General features: G+C 71.9%; 19 protein-coding genes. 4 read left to right on the top strand and 15 right to left on the bottom strand.

What is annotated here, in order from left to right; translation table 11 throughout:
- The first annotated feature begins 224 nt into the window (after positions 1 to 224).
- Positions 225 to 893: a DUF4232 domain-containing protein gene (locus ABTZ54_RS24580; protein ID WP_351666868.1), complete on the top strand. Its 669-nt coding sequence runs from the start codon at positions 225 to 227 to the stop codon at positions 891 to 893.
- A 3-nt stretch (positions 894 to 896) separates the two neighbouring features.
- On the opposite strand, the gene ABTZ54_RS24575 is transcribed toward ABTZ54_RS24580, so the two are convergent.
- The 7 genes from ABTZ54_RS24575 to ABTZ54_RS24545 form a co-directional block, all read right to left on the bottom strand.
- Positions 897 to 1,169 carry a DUF1876 domain-containing protein gene (locus ABTZ54_RS24575; RefSeq protein ID WP_351667158.1) on the bottom strand — a complete coding sequence of 91 codons (273 nt, stop codon included), beginning with the start codon at positions 1,167 to 1,169 and terminating at the stop codon, positions 897 to 899.
- 37 nt (positions 1,170 to 1,206) lie between these two features.
- Complete coding sequence (gene hemB / locus ABTZ54_RS24570; RefSeq protein ID WP_351666866.1) at positions 1,207 to 2,214, bottom strand: porphobilinogen synthase; 1,008 nt, start codon at positions 2,212 to 2,214, stop codon at positions 1,207 to 1,209.
- A gap of 123 nt (positions 2,215 to 2,337) precedes the next feature.
- The gene (locus ABTZ54_RS24565; RefSeq protein WP_351666864.1) at positions 2,338 to 4,005 is read right to left on the bottom strand and encodes a bifunctional uroporphyrinogen-III C-methyltransferase/uroporphyrinogen-III synthase; all 1,668 of its coding nucleotides are present in this window, start codon (positions 4,003 to 4,005) and stop codon (positions 2,338 to 2,340) included.
- A complete protein-coding gene (hemC, locus tag ABTZ54_RS24560) occupies positions 4,002 to 4,988 on the bottom strand; it encodes a hydroxymethylbilane synthase (RefSeq protein WP_351666862.1) in 987 nt (328 codons plus the stop codon). Before hemC ends, ABTZ54_RS24565 begins: the two co-directional genes overlap by 4 nt.
- Positions 4,985 to 6,340 (bottom strand): glutamyl-tRNA reductase, encoded by a 1,356-nt coding sequence (locus ABTZ54_RS24555; RefSeq protein WP_351666860.1) that lies wholly within the window; start codon positions 6,338 to 6,340, stop codon positions 4,985 to 4,987. The genes hemC and ABTZ54_RS24555 overlap by 4 nt, the downstream gene beginning before the upstream one ends.
- Positions 6,337 to 7,182 (bottom strand): redox-sensing transcriptional repressor Rex, encoded by an 846-nt coding sequence (locus ABTZ54_RS24550; protein ID WP_351666858.1) that lies wholly within the window; start codon positions 7,180 to 7,182, stop codon positions 6,337 to 6,339. Before ABTZ54_RS24550 ends, ABTZ54_RS24555 begins: the two co-directional genes overlap by 4 nt.
- A 272-nt stretch (positions 7,183 to 7,454) precedes the next feature.
- The gene (locus tag ABTZ54_RS24545; RefSeq protein ID WP_351666856.1) at positions 7,455 to 7,730 is read right to left on the bottom strand and encodes a glutaredoxin family protein; all 276 of its coding nucleotides are present in this window, start codon (positions 7,728 to 7,730) and stop codon (positions 7,455 to 7,457) included.
- Positions 7,731 to 7,836: 106 nt separating this feature from the next.
- On the opposite strand from ABTZ54_RS24545, the gene ABTZ54_RS24540 reads away from it, so the two are divergent.
- From ABTZ54_RS24540 to ABTZ54_RS24530, 3 genes are all read left to right on the top strand, one after another.
- The gene (locus ABTZ54_RS24540) at positions 7,837 to 8,829 is read left to right on the top strand and encodes an HAD family hydrolase (RefSeq protein WP_351666854.1); all 993 of its coding nucleotides are present in this window, start codon (positions 7,837 to 7,839) and stop codon (positions 8,827 to 8,829) included.
- 423 nt (positions 8,830 to 9,252) lie between these two features.
- On the top strand, positions 9,253 to 10,038 hold the full coding sequence (locus ABTZ54_RS24535; protein WP_351666853.1) for an ECF subfamily RNA polymerase sigma factor, BldN family: 786 nt from the start codon (positions 9,253 to 9,255) through the stop codon (positions 10,036 to 10,038).
- Positions 10,039 to 10,327: 289 nt separating this feature from the next.
- Positions 10,328 to 11,527, top strand: coding sequence for a DUF5667 domain-containing protein (locus ABTZ54_RS24530; protein ID WP_351666852.1), 1,200 nt, complete (start codon positions 10,328 to 10,330; stop codon positions 11,525 to 11,527).
- A gap of 66 nt (positions 11,528 to 11,593) precedes the next feature.
- Here the strand turns inward: ABTZ54_RS24530 and ABTZ54_RS24525 are convergent, their stop codons facing one another.
- The 8 genes from ABTZ54_RS24525 to ABTZ54_RS24490 form a co-directional block, all read right to left on the bottom strand.
- On the bottom strand, positions 11,594 to 12,583 hold the full coding sequence (locus ABTZ54_RS24525) for a lysophospholipid acyltransferase family protein (protein ID WP_351666850.1): 990 nt from the start codon (positions 12,581 to 12,583) through the stop codon (positions 11,594 to 11,596).
- A 14-nt stretch (positions 12,584 to 12,597) separates the two neighbouring features.
- On the bottom strand, positions 12,598 to 13,650 hold the full coding sequence (locus tag ABTZ54_RS24520; protein ID WP_351667156.1) for an NAD-dependent epimerase/dehydratase family protein: 1,053 nt from the start codon (positions 13,648 to 13,650) through the stop codon (positions 12,598 to 12,600).
- A 148-nt stretch (positions 13,651 to 13,798) separates the two neighbouring features.
- Positions 13,799 to 13,897 (bottom strand): 30S ribosomal protein bS22, encoded by a 99-nt coding sequence (locus ABTZ54_RS24515; RefSeq protein WP_003948845.1) that lies wholly within the window; start codon positions 13,895 to 13,897, stop codon positions 13,799 to 13,801.
- Positions 13,898 to 14,048: 151 nt separating this feature from the next.
- Positions 14,049 to 14,258: a helix-turn-helix domain-containing protein gene (locus ABTZ54_RS24510; protein WP_046910004.1), complete on the bottom strand. Its 210-nt coding sequence runs from the start codon at positions 14,256 to 14,258 to the stop codon at positions 14,049 to 14,051.
- A 127-nt stretch (positions 14,259 to 14,385) separates the two neighbouring features.
- On the bottom strand, positions 14,386 to 15,201 hold the full coding sequence (locus tag ABTZ54_RS24505; protein WP_351666848.1) for a phosphatase: 816 nt from the start codon (positions 15,199 to 15,201) through the stop codon (positions 14,386 to 14,388).
- A gap of 105 nt (positions 15,202 to 15,306) precedes the next feature.
- Entirely contained in the window at positions 15,307 to 16,485 is a 1,179-nt protein-coding gene (locus tag ABTZ54_RS24500) for an acetoin utilization protein AcuC (protein ID WP_351666846.1), read from the bottom strand.
- Positions 16,454 to 17,665, bottom strand: coding sequence for an MFS transporter (locus ABTZ54_RS24495; RefSeq protein ID WP_351666844.1), 1,212 nt, complete (start codon positions 17,663 to 17,665; stop codon positions 16,454 to 16,456). The genes ABTZ54_RS24500 and ABTZ54_RS24495 overlap by 32 nt, the downstream gene beginning before the upstream one ends.
- A 43-nt stretch (positions 17,666 to 17,708) precedes the next feature.
- A complete protein-coding gene (locus ABTZ54_RS24490) occupies positions 17,709 to 18,356 on the bottom strand; it encodes an HAD family hydrolase (protein ID WP_351666842.1) in 648 nt (215 codons plus the stop codon).
- Positions 18,357 to 18,476 lie beyond the last annotated feature (120 nt).

The raw sequence follows: 18,476 nt of genomic DNA, 5'->3' as shown, positions 1-18,476 counted from the left end.
GAGGGTCATTTCCCCAGGTCACGGTGGGTGAGAGCGTTCCAGCGTCCCCCATTGTCCCGTGCCGATTGCGGGTGGATCACCCCGACCCGCAGGGTATGAGCCATGCCGAGCAGCCGCGTCATCGACGCCCTGGCCATCACGGTGCTGATCGTCTGCACGGCGATCGTGATCGCCCTTCTGAACGCCCACTGACCACAGCACACCGACCTACACGGGGACCCACCATGCGCATCCACGCCCGCCGCCTCGCCCTGCCCGCCACCGCCCTCGCCGCCGCGCTCGCCCTGACCGCCTGCCAGTCGGACGACAGCAAGGCGTCCGCAGCCCCGGCCCCGGCCAAGCCCGCGTCGACATCGGCGTCGGCGTCGAGCACCCCCACCACGAGCCCGACCCCCAAGCCCACGCAGACCGGTTCGACAGAGCAGCCGACCCCGAAGCCCACGGCTTCCAAGAAGTCGTCCCCCAAGCCCACGACGGCCCCGCCCGCCGCCCCCCGCACCTGCACGGCGGCCAACACCAAGATCGTCGCCAGCAAGGTCACCCGCCCCATCAACCACCTGGTCCTGACCGTCACCAACGTGGGCAGCCGCGCCTGCAACGCCCTGGGCGCGCCCTCCGTGGGCTTCGACGACGCCCAGGCGGCGATCGGGGTCGTGGAGGACAGCAAGCCCCAGGCGGTGGTGACGCTGGCGCCGGGCGAGTCGGGCTACGCGTCGGTGATCCTGACGGGCGAGCCGGGCGGCGACACCCACGGCCGCACCGTCCGCACGATCAAGGTGTATCTGACCTCGGACAGCGGGACGACGGTGACGGCGCCGAGCGGCACGTTCGCCGACGACGGCGCCGCCGTGTCGTACTGGCAGCGCACCCTGGGAGAGGCACTCACCTACTGAGGCTCAGCGGTGGATCGGACGCGAGTTCCGCCCCGACACCTCGTCGATCTCGGTGTGGGCCTTCTGGAGCAGCTGCGAGGCGAGGTCCATGAGGGCACGGGCCCCGGCGATCTCCTCTCCGACCCGGAGCTGCTCGGGGTCGGAGGGGTGCCGGTTGGCGTTGCCGTGGGCGCGGAACTCGGTGCCGTCGCTGAGCCGCACCATGGCCGCCGCCTTGGTCTGGTCGCCCTCCTCCCGGAACTCCATCTCGACGTGCCATCCGACAAGCGTGTTCATCATGAGGACCACCTCCGGCGGGGTACCTGTCGGCTACCTATCCAGAGTGCGCCGACCCCAGCTTCCGCGCGACCTCCGTCGCCCAGTACGTGAGGATCATCTGCGCCCCGGCGCGGCGGATGCCGGTCAGGGTCTCGAAGATCGCCTTGTCGCGGTCGATCCAGCCCTTCTCGGCGGCGGCCTCGACCATCGCGTACTCGCCGCTGATCTGGTACGCGGCGACGGGCACGTCGACGGACTCGGCGACCTTGGCGAGGACGTCCAGGTAGGGCCCGGCGGGCTTCACCATGACCATGTCCGCGCCCTCCTCCAGGTCGAGGGCGAGCTCGCGCATCGACTCGCGCAGGTTGGCCGGGTCCTGCTGGTACGTCTTGCGGTCGCCCTGGAGGGAGGAGCCGACGGCCTCGCGGAAGGGGCCGTAGAAGGCGGAGGAGTACTTGGCGGTGTACGCCAGGATCGACACGTCCTCCTTGCCGATGGTGTCCAGGGCGTCGCGGATGACGCCGACCTGGCCGTCCATCATCCCGGAGGGGCCGACGACGTGGACGCCGGCGTCGGCCTGGACCTGGGCCATCTCGGCGTAGCGCTCCAGGGTGGCGTCGTTGTCGACGCGCCCGTCGGCGTCGAGGACACCGCAGTGGCCGTGGTCGGTGTACTCGTCGAGGCAGAGGTCCGACATGATCACGAGGTCGTCGCCCACCTCGGCCCGCACGTCCCGGATGGCGACCTGGAGGATGCCGTCGGGGTCGGTGCCCGCGGTGCCCGCGGCGTCCTTCTTGGCGTCCTCGGGCACGCCGAAGAGCATGATCCCCGAGACGCCGGCGGTGACGGCCTCGACGGCGGCCTTGCGCAGGGTGTCCCGCGAGTGCTGGACGACGCCGGGCATGGCGGTGATCGGTACGGGCTCGGTGACGCCCTCCCGTACGAAGGCGGGCAGGATCAGATCGGCCGGATGCAGCCTCGTCTCGGCCACCATCCGCCGCAGGGCGGGAGTCGTCCGCAGCCGGCGCGGGCGCGCACCGGGGAAAGATCCGTACGAGTTCATCCCCCGAGGCTACGCCCGCCCGCCGGGTGCGTTTACCGACAGGGTGTTGCCGCCGGTAGCCGCCGGTACGCGAAGGGGCGCGGGTCCCCGGAAGGCCCCGCGCCCCTGTCGTATCAGCTCACGTCACGTCGTGCGGCGACGCCGTGCTCCCGGTCGCCGCTCGCTGGGCCGGGTCACCGGGTCCCCGGCCTCCAGCGCGGCCTCCCGGCGGCGCAGGCCGAAGTCCGCGAGCGCCTCGGCCAGCTTGTGGACGGAGGGTTCGGGCGACAGGACGTCGACCCGCAGGCCGTGCTCCTCCGCCGTCTTGGCCGTCGCGGGGCCGATGCAGGCGATGACGGTGACGTTGTGCGGCTTGCCGGCGATGCCGACCAGGTTCCGCACGGTCGACGAGGAGGTGAAGAGCACGGCGTCGAAGCCGCCGCCCTTGATCGCCTCGCGGGTGTCCGCCGGCGGCGGCGAGGCCCGTACGGTCCGGTACGCGGTGACGTCGTCGACCTCCCAGCCGAGCTCGATGAGCCCGGCGACGAGGGTCTCGGTCGCGATGTCGGCGCGCGGCAGGAAGACGCGGTCGATCGGGTCGAAGACCGGGTCGTACGGCGGCCAGTCCTCCAGGAGACCGGCGGCGGACTGCTCGCCGCTGGGCACCAGGTCCGGCTTGACGCCGAAGTCGACGAGGGCGGCCGCGGTCTGCTCGCCCACCGCCGCGACCTTGATCCCGGCGAAGGCGCGGGCGTCGAGCCCGTACTCCTCGAACTTCTCCCGGACGGCCTTGACGGCGTTGACCGAGGTGAAGGCGATCCACTCGTAGCGGCCGGTGACCAGGCCCTTGACCGCGCGCTCCATCTGCTGGGGGGTGCGCGGCGGCTCGACGGCGATGGTCGGCACCTCGTGCGGCACCGCGCCGTAGGAACGCAGCTGGTCGGAGAGCGAGGCGGCCTGCTCCTTGGTGCGCGGCACGAGGACCCGCCAGCCGAAGAGCGGCTTGGACTCGAACCAGGAGAGCTGGTCGCGCTGCGCCGGGGCGCACCGCTCGCCGACCACGGCTATCGCCGGCCGGTGTCCCTCGGGCGAGGGGAGGACCTTGCCCTGCTTGAAGACCTGGGCGATGGTGCCGAGCGTGGCGGTCCAGGTGCGCTGCCGGGTCGTGGTGCCGGCGATGGTGACGGTGAGGGGGGTGTCCGGCTTACGGCCCGCCGCCACCAGTTCACCGGCGGCCGCGGCCACCGCGTCGAGGGTCGTGGAGACGACGACGGTGCCGTCGGAGGCGCCGACCTCGGACCAGCAGCGGTCGTCGGCGGTGCGGGCGTCGACGAAGCGGACGTCGGTGCCCTGCGCGTCGCGCAGCGGGACACCGGCGTACGCGGGGACGCCGACGGCGGTGGCGACACCGGGTACGACCTCGAAGGCGATGCCCTCGGCGGCGCAGGCCAGCATCTCCTGACCTGCGTTTCCGTCGAGGCCGGGGTCGCCGGTCACCGCACGGACGACCCGCTTGCCGCCCCGTGCGGCCTCCATGACAAGATTGGCCGCATCCCTCAACACGGGGACACCGACGGTTGTTGACACGTCGTCAACCACCGTCAGCTCAGGCGTGCTCACGCCCGCGCGGGCATGGCCGCGAACGACTTCGAGCACCTCCGGCTCGGCGATCAGTACGTCCGCGCCGGCCAGGGCTTCGACGGCCCGGAGCGTCAGCAGTCCGGGGTCGCCCGGGCCTGCGCCGAGGAAGGTGACGTGACCGTGGCCGAAGACGGCGGCGGACGCGGGGCTGGTGGTCGGGCTGGGGTTCAAAGTGCTCGCTCCCCCATAAGACCGGCCGCACCCTTGGCGAGCATCTCGTCCGCGAGTTCGCGTCCGAGTGCCACCGCCTCGTCGTAGGAGGTGGGTACGGGACCGGTGGTGGACAGCTGCACCAGCGTGGAACCGTCGGTGGTGCCGACGACGCCGCGCAGGCGCATTTCGGTGACAACCTGCCCGTGACCGGGGTCGTCGGCCAGCAGGTCGGCGAGCGCACCCACAGGTGCGGAGCAGCCGGCCTCCAGGGCGGCGAGCAGGGATCGCTCGGCGGTCACGGCGGCCCGGGTGAGCGGGTCGTCGAGCTCGGCGAGCGCGGCGACGAGTGCGGCGTCGGACGCCAGGCACTCGACGGCCAGGGCCCCCTGGCCGGGGGCGGGCAGGACCGAGTCGACCGACAGGTGGTCGAGCGACAGGGAGCCGGTGAGCTCCTCGGTTCCGCCGATGCGGTTGAGTCCGGCCGCGGCGAGTACCACCGCGTCCAGTTCTCCGCTGCGTACATAGCCGACGCGGGTGTCGATGTTGCCCCGGATCGGTACGGTCTCGATGGTCAGGCCGTGGCTGCGCGCGTACGCGTTGAGCTGGGCCATGCGGCGCGGGGAGCCGGTGCCGACCCGGGCGCCCGCGGGCAGCCGGTCGAGCGTGACCCCGGGACCGGCGACGAGGACGTCGCGCGGGTCCTCGCGCTCGGGGATCGCGGCCAGCACCAGGTCGGGGTGCTGGGCGGTCGGCAGGTCCTTGAGGGAGTGCACGGCGAAGTCGACCTCGCCGGCGAGCAGCGCGTCGCGCAGCGCGGCGACGAAGACGCCGGTGCCGCCGATCTGCGCGAGGTGCTCGCGGGAGGTGTCCCCGTACGTCGTGATCTCCACGAGCTCGACGGGCCGGCCGGTCACCCGGCGGACGGCGTCGGCCACATGTCCGGACTGGGCCATGGCCAGCTTGCTGCGCCTGGTCCCGAGCCTCAGTGCCCTCTCGGTCATACTCGCCCTCGGTTCTTGACGTCGCCGTCGTTCAGGTCGGCCCGGCTGACAGAGGCAACCGTCTCCGGGTCGAGGTCGAAGAGTGTCCGCAGTGCGTCCGCGTACCCGGCGCCGCCGGGCTCGCTGGCGAGCTGCTTGACGCGCACGGTCGGCGCGTGCAGGAGCTTGTCGACCACGCGGCGCACGGTCTGGGTGATCTCGGCGCGCTGCTTGTCGTCGAGGTCGGGCAGCCGGCCTTCGAGGCGGGCGACCTCGCCGGCGACCACGTCGGCGGCCATGGCGCGCAAGGCGACCACGGTCGGCGTGATGTGCGCGGCGCGCTGGGCGGCGCCGAACGCGGCGACCTCGTCGGACACGATGGTGCGCACCCGGTCGACGTCGGCGGCCATGGGCGCGTCGGCGGAGGCCTCGGCCAGCGACTCGATGTCGACGAGTCGGACGCCCGGCATGCGGTGGGCGGCGGCGTCGATGTCGCGGGGCATGGCGAGGTCGAGCAGGTGGAGGGGGGCGGTGCGGCCCTGGAGAGCGGCCTCGATCTCGTCGCCGGTCAGGACGAGTCCGGTGGCTCCGGTGCAGGAGACGACGATGTCGGCACGTGTCAGTTCGTCGCCGACGGCAACCATCTCGACCGCGCGCGCGGCCACTCCCGTACTGCCGGGCTCGGTGAGGATCTCGACGAGCCGGTCGGCGCGGGCGGCCGTGCGGTTGGCGATGACGATCTCGGCGACGCCGGAGCGGGCGAGGGTCGCGGCGGCCAGCGAGGACATCGAGCCGGCGCCGATGACCAGGGCGCGCTTGCCCGCGGCCCAGCCGTCGACGTCGGCGCCCTGGGCCAGCTGCCGGAGCCCGAAGGTGACCAGCGACTGTCCGGCCCGGTCGATGCCGGTCTCGCTGTGGGCCCGCTTGCCGACCCGCAGCGACTGCTGGAACAGGTCGTTCAGGAGGCGTCCGGCGGTGTGCAGGTCCTGTCCGACGGCGAGGGCGTCCTTGATCTGGCCGAGGATCTGGCCCTCGCCGACGACCATGGAGTCCAGGCCGCAGGCCACCGAGAAGAGGTGGTGGACGGCCCGGTCCTCGTAGTGCACATAGAGATAGGGGGTGAGCTCTTCGAGGCCGACGCCGCTGTGCTGCGCGAGCAGCGTGGACAGCTCGGCGACACCGGCGTGGAACTTGTCCACGTCGGCGTAGAGCTCGATGCGGTTGCAGGTGGCCAGGACGGCGCCCTCGGTGGCCGGTTCGGCGGCGAGGGTGTCGTGCAGCAGCTTGGCGCGGGCGTCGGCGGAGAGGGAGGCCCGCTCCAGGACGCTGACGGGGGCGCTGCGGTGGCTGAGACCGACGACGAGGAGGCTCATGCCGGCATCACGGCGGGCATGTCCCCGTCAGGTCCCTTGCGGCCCGCCGCGGCCGCGCCACGGCCGGCCGACGGCGCGGCGGCGACGGCGGGCGCGGGGCCGCCGGCGCTTCCGGTGCTCTCGGTGCTGTCAGCGCTGTCGGTGCTGTCGGTGCTGTCGGCGTTCTCGGCGCCCATCTCCTCGCCGGCCTTGCGCTGCTCGTGGAAGGCGAGGATCTGCAGCTCGATGGAGAGGTCGACCTTGCGCACGTCCACGCCGTCCGGCACGGACAGCACGGTCGGGGCGAAGTTCAGGATGGAGGTGACCCCGGCGGCCACCAGCCGGTCGCAGACCTGCTGGGCGACCCCGGCCGGGGTCGCGATGACGCCGATGGAGACACCGTCCTCGGTGACGATCTTCTCCAGGTCGTCGCTGTGCTGGACCGGGATCCCGGCGACCGGCCTGCCGGTCATGGCGGGGTCGGCGTCGATCAGCGCGGCGACCCGGAAGCCACGGGAGGCGAAGCCGCCGTAACCGGCCAGCGCGGCGCCGAGGTTACCGATACCGACGATCACGACCGGCCAGTCCTGGGTCAGGCCGAGTTCGCGGGAGATCTGGTAGACGAGGTACTCGACGTCGTAGCCGACGCCGCGCGTCCCGTACGAGCCGAGGTAGCTGAAGTCCTTGCGCAGCTTCGCGGAGTTGACCCCCGCGGCGGCCGCGAGCTCTTCGGAGGAGACCGTGGGTACGGAGCGCTCCGACAGCGCCGTGAGGGCACGCAGATACAGCGGAAGGCGGGCGACGGTGGCCTCGGGAATTCCTCGGCTACGGGTCGCCGGTCGGTGAGTTCGGCCAGTTGCCACGGTGCTCCTGCGGGATGAGCGGGGCTGCAGGCGGCCGTGTGTCCCAGGACCGCCCCGTCGAATGCAGGCTATGTCTTTGTGAACGCGTGCACAAAGATGGTGTCCGTTTTGTCTGGCCAAAGTGACCGGGGTCACGCGGCTGGTTCCCGACGGTACGGAACCGCGGACGGCGTCAGAGCGTTGAGAACCCGAAGGGGGCAAAGCCGCACACTCTCCTCACGACGCCGCCCCCGAAACCCAACAAAACGTCCATGATGGTAGCCGTCTTTCGGTCACGCACCCAGTTCGCGCCGGAGCCGCCCGGCGTCCACCCGCCAGAACGTGTGCTGTTCGCCGTCGATGAGGACCACGGGGATCTGCTCCCAGTACGCCCGATGGAGTTCCTCGTCGACCGAGATGTCCTTCTCCTCCCAGAGTGCCCCCGTCTCGGCGCAGACGGCCTCGACCACCGCCCTGGCGTCGTCGCACAGATGACATCCCGGCTTCCCGATCAGCGTCACCGTGCGCGGACCGGCCTTCTTCTTCGTACGTCCGAACATGACGTCCATTCTGCGCGGCCCGCACGGCCCGGGTCACACCCCCGGCGCCCACTGTTCACACCACGGCATCCCCACAAGTCGGGAAGGACCGAACAGACTGACTATGCTCAAGGACATGGCCGCTCTGGGATGGCTCACCCCCCGTAGGCGCTCCGCCACCGCGCGCAGCGTCCTGGCAGGCGAGGCCGCCGCCGAGGCGGCCCGCAAGACCTCGCGGCAGCTGGAGCGGGAGAGAGAAGAGCAGCTCCGGCGGGACCAGGAGGCGGCAGAGGCGGCCGAGGCAGCGGGGGCCGCTGGGGAGGCCGCGCCCGCCGAGCCGGAGTTCCCGGTCGCCGGCGACACCGAGGCCGCCGCCTTCTTCGACCTCGACAACACCGTGATGCAGGGCGCCGCGATCTTCCACTTCGGCCGCGGCCTGTACAAGCGGAAGTTCTTCCAGCGCCGCGAACTCGCCCGCTTCGCCTGGGCGCAGGTCTGGTTCCGGCTGGCCGGGGTCGAGGACCCCGAGCACATGCAGGAGGCCCGCGACAGCGCCCTGTCCATCGTCAAGGGCCACCGCGTCTCCGAGCTGATGTCCATCGGCGAGGAGATCTACGACGAGTACATGGCCGACCGCATCTGGCCCGGCACCCGGGCGCTCGCCCAGGCGCACCTGGACGCGGGGCAGAAGGTCTGGCTGGTCACCGCCGCCCCCGTCGAGACCGCCACGATCATCGCCCGCCGCCTCGGCCTCACCGGCGCGCTGGGCACGGTCGCCGAGTCGGTCGACGGCGTCTACACCGGCCGCCTGGTCGGCGAGCTGCTGCACGGACCGGCCAAGGCCGAGGCGGTACGCGCCCTGGCGGCGGCCGAGGGCCTGGACCTCGCGCGCTGCGCCGCGTACAGCGACTCGCACAACGACATCCCGATGCTCTCGCTGGTCGGGCACCCGTACGCGGTGAACCCGGACACCAAGCTGCGCAGGCACGCGCGGGAGCGGGACTGGCGGCTGCGGGACTACCGGACCGGCCGCAAGGCCGCCAAGGTCGGCATCCCGGCCGCCGCGGGCGTCGGCGCCCTCGCGGGCGGCGCGGCGGCCGCGCTCGCCCTGCACCGCCGCCGCCGCTGAGGATCGCTCCCCCGGCGTGTCGCGTCCTGCGGATACGTTTCGGCTGCGATCATCTGGGACAACCCAGGACCAACCCGGCTCACCCGTACGTGGTCGAACACGCACGCGCGGATCGACGCCCAGGCAATCCCCGCCCCCTACCCGGCAGCGGCCACGATCACTCGCCCGTCCCGCACTTGAGCACAACCCAACCCGGCCCCGATCACACTCGGAAGCAATCCGAGCGCAACCGGTCACGAAGTGCGACTCGTTCCGCCCGTAAGCGGTAACAGATACGACGGAATCGATGATTTGAGCAACTGGGTGTAGCGCTGCCTGTACGAAGCGTTATTCTCCTCAGACGCACAAGGGACCCCACACGTCGCCACGACGAGTGAACGGTCCCGCACTGCACGTGATGGAAGCTCTGCCTCTGGGAGTCCCGTGTACCCACACGTCGGGGTTGACGCCTCGGGCCTGGCTACGCTGCGCGCAACGGTCCTCGACCGCTTGCGCGGCTTCGTCCCCACCGCGTACGCCGGCCTCGCACCCGCCTTCGCCGGACCGGCACCCGTCGGTCCCTGCTACGCCCTGGCCGAGAGCGGTGCCGCTGTCGGCAGACGCGGCGCCCGGGGCGGCTCCGGAACCTCGACCGCCGCCCGCCGGCCCACCGCCGACAGCGACAGCGCCCGCATGATGGACCTGGTCGAACGCGCCCAGGCCGGCGAGGCCGACGCCTTCGGCCGGCTCTACGACCAGTACAGCGACACCGTCTACCGCTATATCTACTACCGCGTCGGCGGCAAGGCGACGGCGGAGGACCTCACCAGCGAGACGTTCCTGCGCGCCCTGCGCCGGATCTCCACCTTCACCTGGCAGGGCCGCGACTTCGGCGCCTGGCTGGTGACCATCGCGCGCAACCTCGTCGCCGACCACTTCAAGTCGAGCCGCTTCCGCCTCGAAGTGACCACCGGCGAGATGCTCGACGCCAACGAGGTGGAGCGCAGCCCCGAGGACTCCGTCCTCGAATCGCTCTCCAACGCCGCGCTGCTCGACGCGGTCCGCCGCCTCAACCCCCAGCAGCAGGAGTGCGTGACGCTCCGCTTCCTCCAGGGCCTGTCGGTCGCCGAGACCGCCCGGGTCATGGGGAAGAACGAGGGCGCGATCAAGACCCTCCAGTACCGGGCCGTCCGCACCCTGGCCCGGCTGCTCCCGGAGGACGCCCGCTGAGCGCTGCGCGCCCCCCACACGCGCAGCGCCCCCCGGGCGACACCCCTCCTCCTCCCCGCACCCCCACCACCCGAGACCAACTCACAGTCGGTGACGCCTCGATGACGCACTGGTCCGATCATCTTTCGCGCGTAACCCAAGTGCCGCGCCGCTCGTTGTGCGAAATGCAGGCTCCCTGTGGTCACACCATGTCCACTTCCACTCACTCTTTCGTGTGGATGTGCTCAAGGTGTGCAACCCTCCGAACCCCCCGGGGAGTCGACCGTCATGACGAGAGGAGGTGCCGCCAGTGATCGCGAACGTATCGGCGCACCGGCGGGCGAACGCCTTCGCCCAGGCCCTGGAGGACCGGACGCCCGAGGGCGCGGCGGCCGAGCAGTCCGAGGCGACGGCCGAACCGGCCGAGCACGGACGGCTTTTGGCCCTGGCGAACGGCCTCGGCGAGCTGCCGAAGCCGCAGATGGACCCCGAGGTCAAGGTGGTGCAGCGGGCCCAGCTCGTCGCCGCCATGGAGGCGATGTTCGCGGAGGGGAGCGCGTCCGCGGCCCCCACCGTGCCCGAGCAGCGGACCGCAGGCGGCAAGGGGGCGCACAGGGCCTCCCCGCTCCGGAAGCTGCGCCCACGCTCCCGCTGGACCAAGGGCCTCGCGGCGGGCGGGCTCACCGTCGGCGTCGCCGCGGGAGCCTTCAGCGGCGTCGCCGCCGCCAGCTCCGACGCCCTCCCCGGTGACTCCCTGTACGGGCTGAAGCGCGGCATGGAGGACCTCAAGCTGGGGATGGCCGACGACGACGCCGACCGCGGCGGGATCTACCTCGACCAGGCCTCCACCCGGCTGAGCGAGGCCCGCAGACTCATGGAACGCGGCCGCCTCGGCGACCTCGACCACGAGTCGCTCGGCGAGATCCGCCGGGTCCTGAGCGGCATGGAGCACGACGCCTCCGAAGGCCACCGGCTGCTCCGCCAGGCCTACGAGCGGGACGGCGAGATCGGCCCGATGGCCCGGCTGAACTCCTTCGCCCAGTCCCACCGCGCCACCTGGGACGGCCTGCGCGACCGGCTCCCGGTCCAGCTGACCGACGTGGGCAACCAGGTCAACGACGTCTTCGACGCCATAGACGAAGAGGTCGAGCCGTTGCAGTCCGTGCTTCCGCGCACCCCCGAGCGCGGCACGATCGGTTCCGGCGCCCCGAGCACGCCGCGACACACCCAGCCGGCCGGCCCCCAGCAGGCGCACACCCCGCCCGCCACGCCCTCCACCACGGGCGACGCCGCCCAGCCCCACCCCTCGGGCACCAGCACCGGCACCGGCGCGCCCAAGGACGAGGGCCTCCTCGGCGGCAACACGGGCGGCCTGTTCAACCCGCCCCAGGGCGGCCAGAGCACCACCCCGTCCGGCGACCCGACACCCACCCCCCCGGACGTCACGATCCCGCCGATCCTCCCGGGCATCCTGCCCGGCCTCGGCATCAACAGCGAGGACGTGAAGTAGCCCCGGCGATACGGGGGAGGGGGCGGCGCCCGGCCTGGGCGGCGCCCCCTCCCCCGTATCCGCGCGTCAGAAGAACACCGACCTCCGCTGCACCAGCAGCTTGTACAGCGTGTGCTGGATCTGCTCCCGGACCTGGTCGGTCAGGTTGAACATCAGCATCGGGTCCTCCGCCGCCTCCTGCGGATACGAGTCGGTCGGGATCGGCTCGCCGAACTGGATGGTCCACTTCGTCGGCAACGGCAGCGCACCCATCGGCCCCAGCCACGGGAAGGTCGGCGTCAGCGGGAAGTACGGCAGACCGAGCACCCGCGCCAGGGTCTTCGCGTTGCCGAGCATCGGATAGATCTCCTCCGCGCCCACGATCGAGCACGGCACGATCGGCACGCCCGCCCGCAGCGCCGTCGACACGAAGCCGCCCCGCCCGAAGCGTTGGAGCTTGTACCGCTCGGCGAACGGCTTCCCTATCCCCTTGAAGCCCTCCGGCATCACCCCGACGATCTCCCCGGCCCGCAGCAGCCGCTCCGCGTCCTCCGCGCAGGCCAGCGTGTGCCCGGCCTTGCGGGCCAGCTCGTTCACCACCGGCAGCATGAAGACCAGGTCCGCGGCGAGCAGCCGCAGATGCCGGCCGGCCGGATGGTGGTCGTGGACGGCCACCTGCATCATCAGGCCGTCCAGCGGCAGCGTCCCCGAGTGGTTGGAGACCACCAGGGCCCCGCCGTCCTTCGGGATGTTCTCGACGCCCTTCACCTCCACCCGGAAGTACTTCTCGTACACCGGGCGCAGCAGCGACATCAGGACCTGGTCGGTGAGCTCCTTGTCGTAGCCGAACTCGTCGACCTCGTAGTCACCGGTCACCCGCCGCCGCAGGAACGCCAGACCGCCCGCGAGCCGCCGCTCCCAGCCGCCGCCGGACCCCGCCACCGGCTCCGGGGCCCCCTCCGGCCGCTGCTGCGCCGGCAGCGCCCGCACGGCCGCCTCCCCGCCGCTGCGGGCGGGAGGCCTGCGGCGGGACCGCGACCGGTCGTCGTCGAACGGAATGACCTTGGCGTCCGCCATCGCGATCTGAGCTCCTATTCCGCGGTCGTGGAGGTCGGGGTGGGGGCGAGCCGCCCGGCGAGCCGGTCCACGGCCCCCGCGAGCAGCTCCGGCGGCAGCAGGCCGGGCCCCCGGCTGGCGGCGAAGTCCGCGAAGGCCTCCGCCGTCGAGTACTGGGGGGTGAAGCCGAGCGTCTCGCGCATCTGGACGGTGGAGACCACCCGGCCATGGGTGAGCAGCCGGATCTGCTCCGGCGAGAAGTCGGTCACCCCGACCGTCCGCAGCGCCTGCCCGACCCAGGTGACCGCCGGCAGCAGCACCGGCACCGTCGGCCTGCCGAGCCGCCGCGCGCACTGGGAGAGCAGCAGCACCCCGTCGCCGGCCACGTTGAACGTGCCGCTGTTGAGGGTGGCCCGGCGCGGCTCCCGCGCCGCGAGCTCCAGGACGTCCATGACGTCGTCCTCGTGGACGAACTGCAGCCGCGGGTCGTAGCCGAGGACCGTCGGCAGCACCGGCAGGTCCAGGTACTCGGCGAGCGGGGAGTCCACCCGCGGCCCGAGGATGTTCGCGAAGCGCAGCACGCACACGGCCACGTCCGGGCGGCGCCGGGCGAAGCCCCGTACGTACCCCTCGACCTCGACCGCGTCCTTCGCGAAGCCCCCGCTCGGCAGCGACTTCGCCGCCGTCGTCTCGGTGAACACCGCCGGGTCGCGGGGCGCGGCGCCGTACACGCTCGTGCTGGACTTGACCACCAGCCGCTTGACCCGCGGCGACTTCTGGCAGGCGCCGAGCAGCTGCATGGTGCCGATGACGTTGGTCTCCTTGACCGACGTACGGCCGCCGGAGCCCAGCGCCGTCCCGGTGACGTCCATGTGGACGACCGTGTCGACGTCGTGCTGGGCCAGCACCTTGGCGATGGCGGGCTGCCGGATGTCCGCCCGGACGAACTCGGCCTCGCCCAGCGGATGCGGGGAGGCGACCGCGTCGACGGCGATCACCCGGCCGACCTCCGGGTCCCGCTGGACGCGCCGCACGAAACGGGCGCCGAGGTGCCGGGCCGCACCGGTGACGAGCACGACCTTGCCCAAGAGGAGCGCCTTCCGTCGGTCTTCCATCGGTGTTCCGCTGACGGCCACCGTAGCGCCTCCGCATTTCGGCGCAATAAAAGCGTGGCCCCCCACCGGTGAACCGATGGGGGGCCACGCCGACGCGAAACGCCGTCGTTACAGCGGTCGCTTACTTCTTGTTGCGACGCTGAACGCGGGTGCGCTTGAGCAGCTTGCGGTGCTTCTTCTTCGCCATCCGCTTACGCCGCTTCTTGATAACAGAGCCCACGACTACCCTCGCTCACTACTCGGAACATCCCCGCGCCAGCGGGGATCGGTGCGGGGCGTCTGGGCCCACACGACCTACGAGGGGCTAGCCTACCGCCCCGAGCGACCCGCTCGTGAACCGAGGGCGGAACCGGGCTCCGGCCGCGCGCTCGCTACGCGGTCGCCACCCCCACGAAGGACTCCCTGAGGTACTCGTGAACCGCCTGTTCCGGCACCCGGAAGGACCTGCCCACCCGGATCGCCGGCAGATGACCGCTGTGCACCAAGCGGTACACGGTCATCTTCGAGACGCGCATCACCGAGGCGACCTCCGCCACGGTCAGAAACTTCACCTCGTTGAGAGGCCTGTCGCCAGCAGCCATGACCCACCTGTACCTTCCGCACACGACGCGCACCGGCTTCCCCTCCGGTGACTCTTCGTCGCTGAGCGCTCACGCCCAGACTAGGGGCGGGTGGTACGAGTGGGGAAGAGGAGCTGGCATCGACCGTTTACCGTGACAGACACGCTCGATTGAGTACATAGCGAGTGAGTGGACGGTAGTAGTCCGAGCGCACCGCGTCATCAAGCGGAACGACCACGGACACCTGCCCCTCGGCCTCCCCGACGAACAGCGCGGGATCATCCGTATCGGCAAGCCCGATGGCCTCGATACCCAGCTGACCTGCCCCGCAGACCCATCCGTGATCCCCCACCACCAGCTCCGGCAGCGGCCAGCCGCCCTCCGCCGCGCCTTCCAGCACGGCCCTAACCGGCAGCGGCGAGTGCGTGTGCGCCCCGGTCTCACGCCCTGCGGCGGACAGGTCCGCTTCTCGCACCAGCGCGACCCCCCGTACGTAGTCCACGAGGTACGTACGTACGCCGAACCGGGTCGTTATGTCGACACATCTCCCCTGCGCCGGGGTGAGAACAAGACATCCCGCCGCCGACAAAGCGTCTGCGAGCGCGGCGTAGAAACCGATCAGCCGATGCGGATGCCCCGTACCGAACAGCACCGGAGCCCGCCGCCCCGCCGCCTCCCCGAGCCGCTCCGCGAACGCCGCCAGCGCCCCCAGCGTCCGCTCCGGATCGATCACGTCGGGCCCCGACCGGTACGCCGGATCCCCCGACACCCCGCACCGCTCCGCCATCAGCCGCAGCAGCTCGGCCTCGCCCCACCTCCACAGCGGCTCGATCCCCAGCGTCACCCGCGGATCGCGCGCCGCGAAGAGCCGATAGCTGCGCAGACTCGTCTCCCGAGGGGTCGCCACCGGCCCCGCCAACCCCGCCGCCAACAGATGCGCCCGCAGCGCCCCGGTACTCAACACCCTCCGATGCTGCCGGAACGCTCCTGCCGCCGACCCGGAAACCCCCGCACACCGACCAGTCGGCGTAACGGTCACGCACCTGTCCGCGAACGGTTCAGGCCAGGCTCAGACCAACAGCCCGCGCAGCGGGAACACCGCCCTGCGCGTCGCCAGGATCGCCTGGTCGAGCCGGTCCGCCGGGTCGTAACCCGCCGCCCAGTCACGCCACTGGACCGGCCACCGCCCGTCCGTCATCCGCGCCGGACCCAGCTGCCGCGTCCGCGCGTACACCTCGTCCCGCCACGAGGACGGCACCACCGACTCCGGCTCCACCGGAGCGTGCGCCGCGATCCCCACCAGATGCGTCCACGACCGCGGTACGACGTCCACCACCGCGTAACCGCCCCCGCCGAGCGCCACCCACCTGCCCCCCTCGACATGGGCGTGCGCCAGCTCGTGGCAGGCCTCCTGCACCGCCCGCTGCGCGTCCAGCGACACCGCCAGATGCGCCAGCGGGTCCTCGAAGTGCGTGTCCGCCCCGTGCTGCGTCACCAGCGCCTGCGGCCGGAAATCGGCGATCAGCTCCGGCACCACCGCGTGGAAGGCCCGCAGCCACCCCGCGTCCCCGGTCCCCGCCGGCAGCGCCAGATTCACCGCCCCGCCCTCACCCGCGCCGGACGCGCCCGTCTCCTCCGGCCAGCCCGTCTGCGGGAACAGCGTCCGCGGATGCTCGTGCAGGGAGATCGTCAGGACCCGCGGATCGTCCCAGAACGCCGCCTGCACCCCGTCCCCGTGATGCACGTCCACGTCCACGTACGCGACCCGCTCCGCGCCCAGCTCCAGGAGCCGGGCCACGGCCAGCGAGGCGTCGTTGTAGATGCAGAACCCCGAGGCCGCCCCCGGCATCGCGTGATGCAGACCGCCCGCGAAGTTCACCGCGTGCGCCGCGTCCCCGCGCCACACCGCCTCCGCCGCCGCCACCGACTGCCCGGCGATCAGCGCCGACACCTCGTGCATCCCCGCGAACGCCGGATCGTCCACCGTCCCGAGCCCGTACGCCTGGTCGGCCGCCCGCGGGTCCGCCGAAGCCGCCCGCACCGCCGCCACATAGTCCTCACGGTGCACCAGACGCAGCGTCGACTCCCCCGCCGGCTTCGCCGCCACCACGTCCACGGCCCGGTCGAGCCCGTACGCCCGCACCAACCCCATGGTCAGCGCCAGCCGCACCGGGTCCATCGGGTGCTCGGGACCGAAGTCGTACCCCGTGACAGCTTCATCCCACATCAACAGTGCGCGGCCGCTCATGCGAGCCACCGTATCGGGCCTTCTCCGAACCGAACGACGTGGCGTACACCACCGTCACCAGGACCAGCACCATCGGCACCAGCATCGCCCCGCGGTAGCTCCACGCGTCGCCCAGCGCGCCCACCAGCGGCGAGCCGACCAGGAAGCCCACGTAGTTGAAGACGTTCAGCCGCGCCACGGCCGCGTCGCTCGCCGCCGGGAACATCCGGCCCGCCGCCGCGAAGGTCTGCGGCACGATCACGCTCAGCCCGAGCCCCAGCACCGTGAACCCGGCCATCCCCGCCCACGGCCCCGGCGCCAGCGCCACCACGGCGAAGCCCAGCGCCCCGAGCACCGCCCCGCACCGCACCACCAGCACGGCACCGAACCGCCGCACCCCGAAGTCCCCCACGGACCGCCCGAGCAGCGTCGTCACCATGTACGCGTTGTAGGGGACGGTCGCCAGCTCCTCCGAGGAGCCGAGGACGTCCTGGAGGTACTTCGCCGACCAGTTGGAGACCGTCGAGTCCCCGATGTACGCGAAGGTCATCACCAGGCACAGCGGCAGCAGCATCCGGAACACCACACCACCGCCGCCCGCCGGAGCCTGCGCCCCCTCCTCGCCGGCCGCCGGGCCCGGCTCCCCCGCCACGTACCAGCGGCTGCCGACCAGGACCACGGGCAGCAGCAGCGCCACCACCGGCAGATAGGACACGAACAGCGACAGATGCCAGTGCGCGCCCGCCCAGGCGAGCGAGGCTCCCACGATGCCGCCCAGGCTGTACGCGGCGTGGAAGCCGAGCATGATGCTCCGGCCGTACGCCCGCTGGAGGCTCACCCCCAGCATGTTCATGGAGGCGTCCAGCGCCCCGACCGCGAGCCCGAAGACCCCGAGGGCGACCGCCGCCTGCCACAGCTCGGAGCCGGCCCCCACACCGAGCAGGGCGAGGAGCACGACCGGCTGGGCCCAGCGCAGCACCAGGGCGGGCCCGACCCGGGCCACCACCTTCTCGGTGAGCACACTGGCCACCCCGGCGAGCACCGGCACGGCCGCCAGGAACAGGGGCAGCAGCCCGTCCGAGATCCCGTACCGGTCCTGGATCGCCGGTATTCGGGTCACGAGCAGGGCGAAGGTGACCCCCTGCACGAAGAAACCGACCGCCAGGGATCCCCGCCCACGCCGCACACGCGCATCCTTCATGGCGGCACAGCGTAGGGCCGGGACCTACTCAGCGGTAGATGGATCACAGACCCAAAATCGCCGGCAGCTCGTCCATCGCCCCGAAGAACCCCGTGGCCCCCACCAGCCGCTCCCGCGCCGTCATCGCGGTGTACCCGTACACGTCCATCCCGGCCGCCACCGCGGCCTGGACGCCGAGCCCGCTGTCCTCGACCACCACACACCGCTCGGGGGCCACGCCCATGCGCTCGGCGGCGTACAGGAAGAGGTCGGGCGCCGGCTTGCCCCGGCCGACGTCCTCGGCGCTGAACACGATCCCGTCCCGGAACCAGACGTCGAGCCCGGTCTTCCGGTGCCCGACCCGGATCCGCTCATGGCTCCCGGACGACGCCACGCAGTACGGCACACCCGCGTCGGCCAGCCGCTTGAGTACGTCGGCGGCCCCGGCGACCGGCTCCAGCTCCCGCCGGAAGCCCTCGAAGACGCGCTGGTGGAAGACCTCGTCGAACTCGGCGGGCAGCCGCTTCCCGGACCGCTCCTCCACTAGCTCGTGGATACGGTGCATGGCCGACCCCATGTAGTCGCGCACCGATTCCTCGTACGTGGTGGGGTGCCCGAGTTCGGTGAGATAGCCGGCGAGCAGGGTGTTGGAGATCGGCTCGCTGTCCACGAGCACACCGTCGTTGTCGAAGATGACCAAGTCATAGCCCATGAAGATCACCCTAGAACCCGGCCAGAACGCAGAAAAGCCCCGCACCATAAGGTGCGGGGCTTTCCCACAATGATTGTTCGGCGGCGTCCTACTCTCCCACAGGGTCCCCCCTGCAGTACC

This window comes from Streptomyces sp. NPDC094032 (assembly GCF_040303965.1).
GTDB lineage: Bacteria > Actinomycetota > Actinomycetes > Streptomycetales > Streptomycetaceae > Streptomyces.
This window is presented reverse-complemented; position numbering and strand designations above follow the sequence as displayed.

Bases quoted from the DNA above. Each gene is read 5' to 3' on its own strand.
- ABTZ54_RS24580 (WP_351666868.1), top strand. From the start codon at position 225: ATGCGCATCCACGCCCGCCGCCTCGCCCTGCCCGCCACCGCCCTCGCC.
- ABTZ54_RS24575 (WP_351667158.1), bottom strand. From the start codon at position 1,169: ATGAACACGCTTGTCGGATGGCACGTCGAGATGGAGTTCCGGGAGGAG.
- hemB (WP_351666866.1), bottom strand. From the start codon at position 2,214: ATGAACTCGTACGGATCTTTCCCCGGTGCGCGCCCGCGCCGGCTGCGG.
- hemC (WP_351666862.1), bottom strand. From the start codon at position 4,988: ATGACCGAGAGGGCACTGAGGCTCGGGACCAGGCGCAGCAAGCTGGCC.
- ABTZ54_RS24555 (WP_351666860.1), bottom strand. From the start codon at position 6,340: ATGAGCCTCCTCGTCGTCGGTCTCAGCCACCGCAGCGCCCCCGTCAGC.
- ABTZ54_RS24545 (WP_351666856.1), bottom strand. From the start codon at position 7,730: ATGGACGTCATGTTCGGACGTACGAAGAAGAAGGCCGGTCCGCGCACG.
- ABTZ54_RS24540 (WP_351666854.1), top strand. From the start codon at position 7,837: ATGGCCGCTCTGGGATGGCTCACCCCCCGTAGGCGCTCCGCCACCGCG.
- ABTZ54_RS24525 (WP_351666850.1), bottom strand. From the start codon at position 12,583: ATGGCGGACGCCAAGGTCATTCCGTTCGACGACGACCGGTCGCGGTCC.
- ABTZ54_RS24510 (WP_046910004.1), bottom strand. From the start codon at position 14,258: ATGGCTGCTGGCGACAGGCCTCTCAACGAGGTGAAGTTTCTGACCGTG.
- ABTZ54_RS24500 (WP_351666846.1), bottom strand. From the start codon at position 16,485: ATGAGCGGCCGCGCACTGTTGATGTGGGATGAAGCTGTCACGGGGTAC.
- ABTZ54_RS24495 (WP_351666844.1), bottom strand. From the start codon at position 17,665: ATGAAGGATGCGCGTGTGCGGCGTGGGCGGGGATCCCTGGCGGTCGGT.
- ABTZ54_RS24490 (WP_351666842.1), bottom strand. From the start codon at position 18,356: ATGGGCTATGACTTGGTCATCTTCGACAACGACGGTGTGCTCGTGGAC.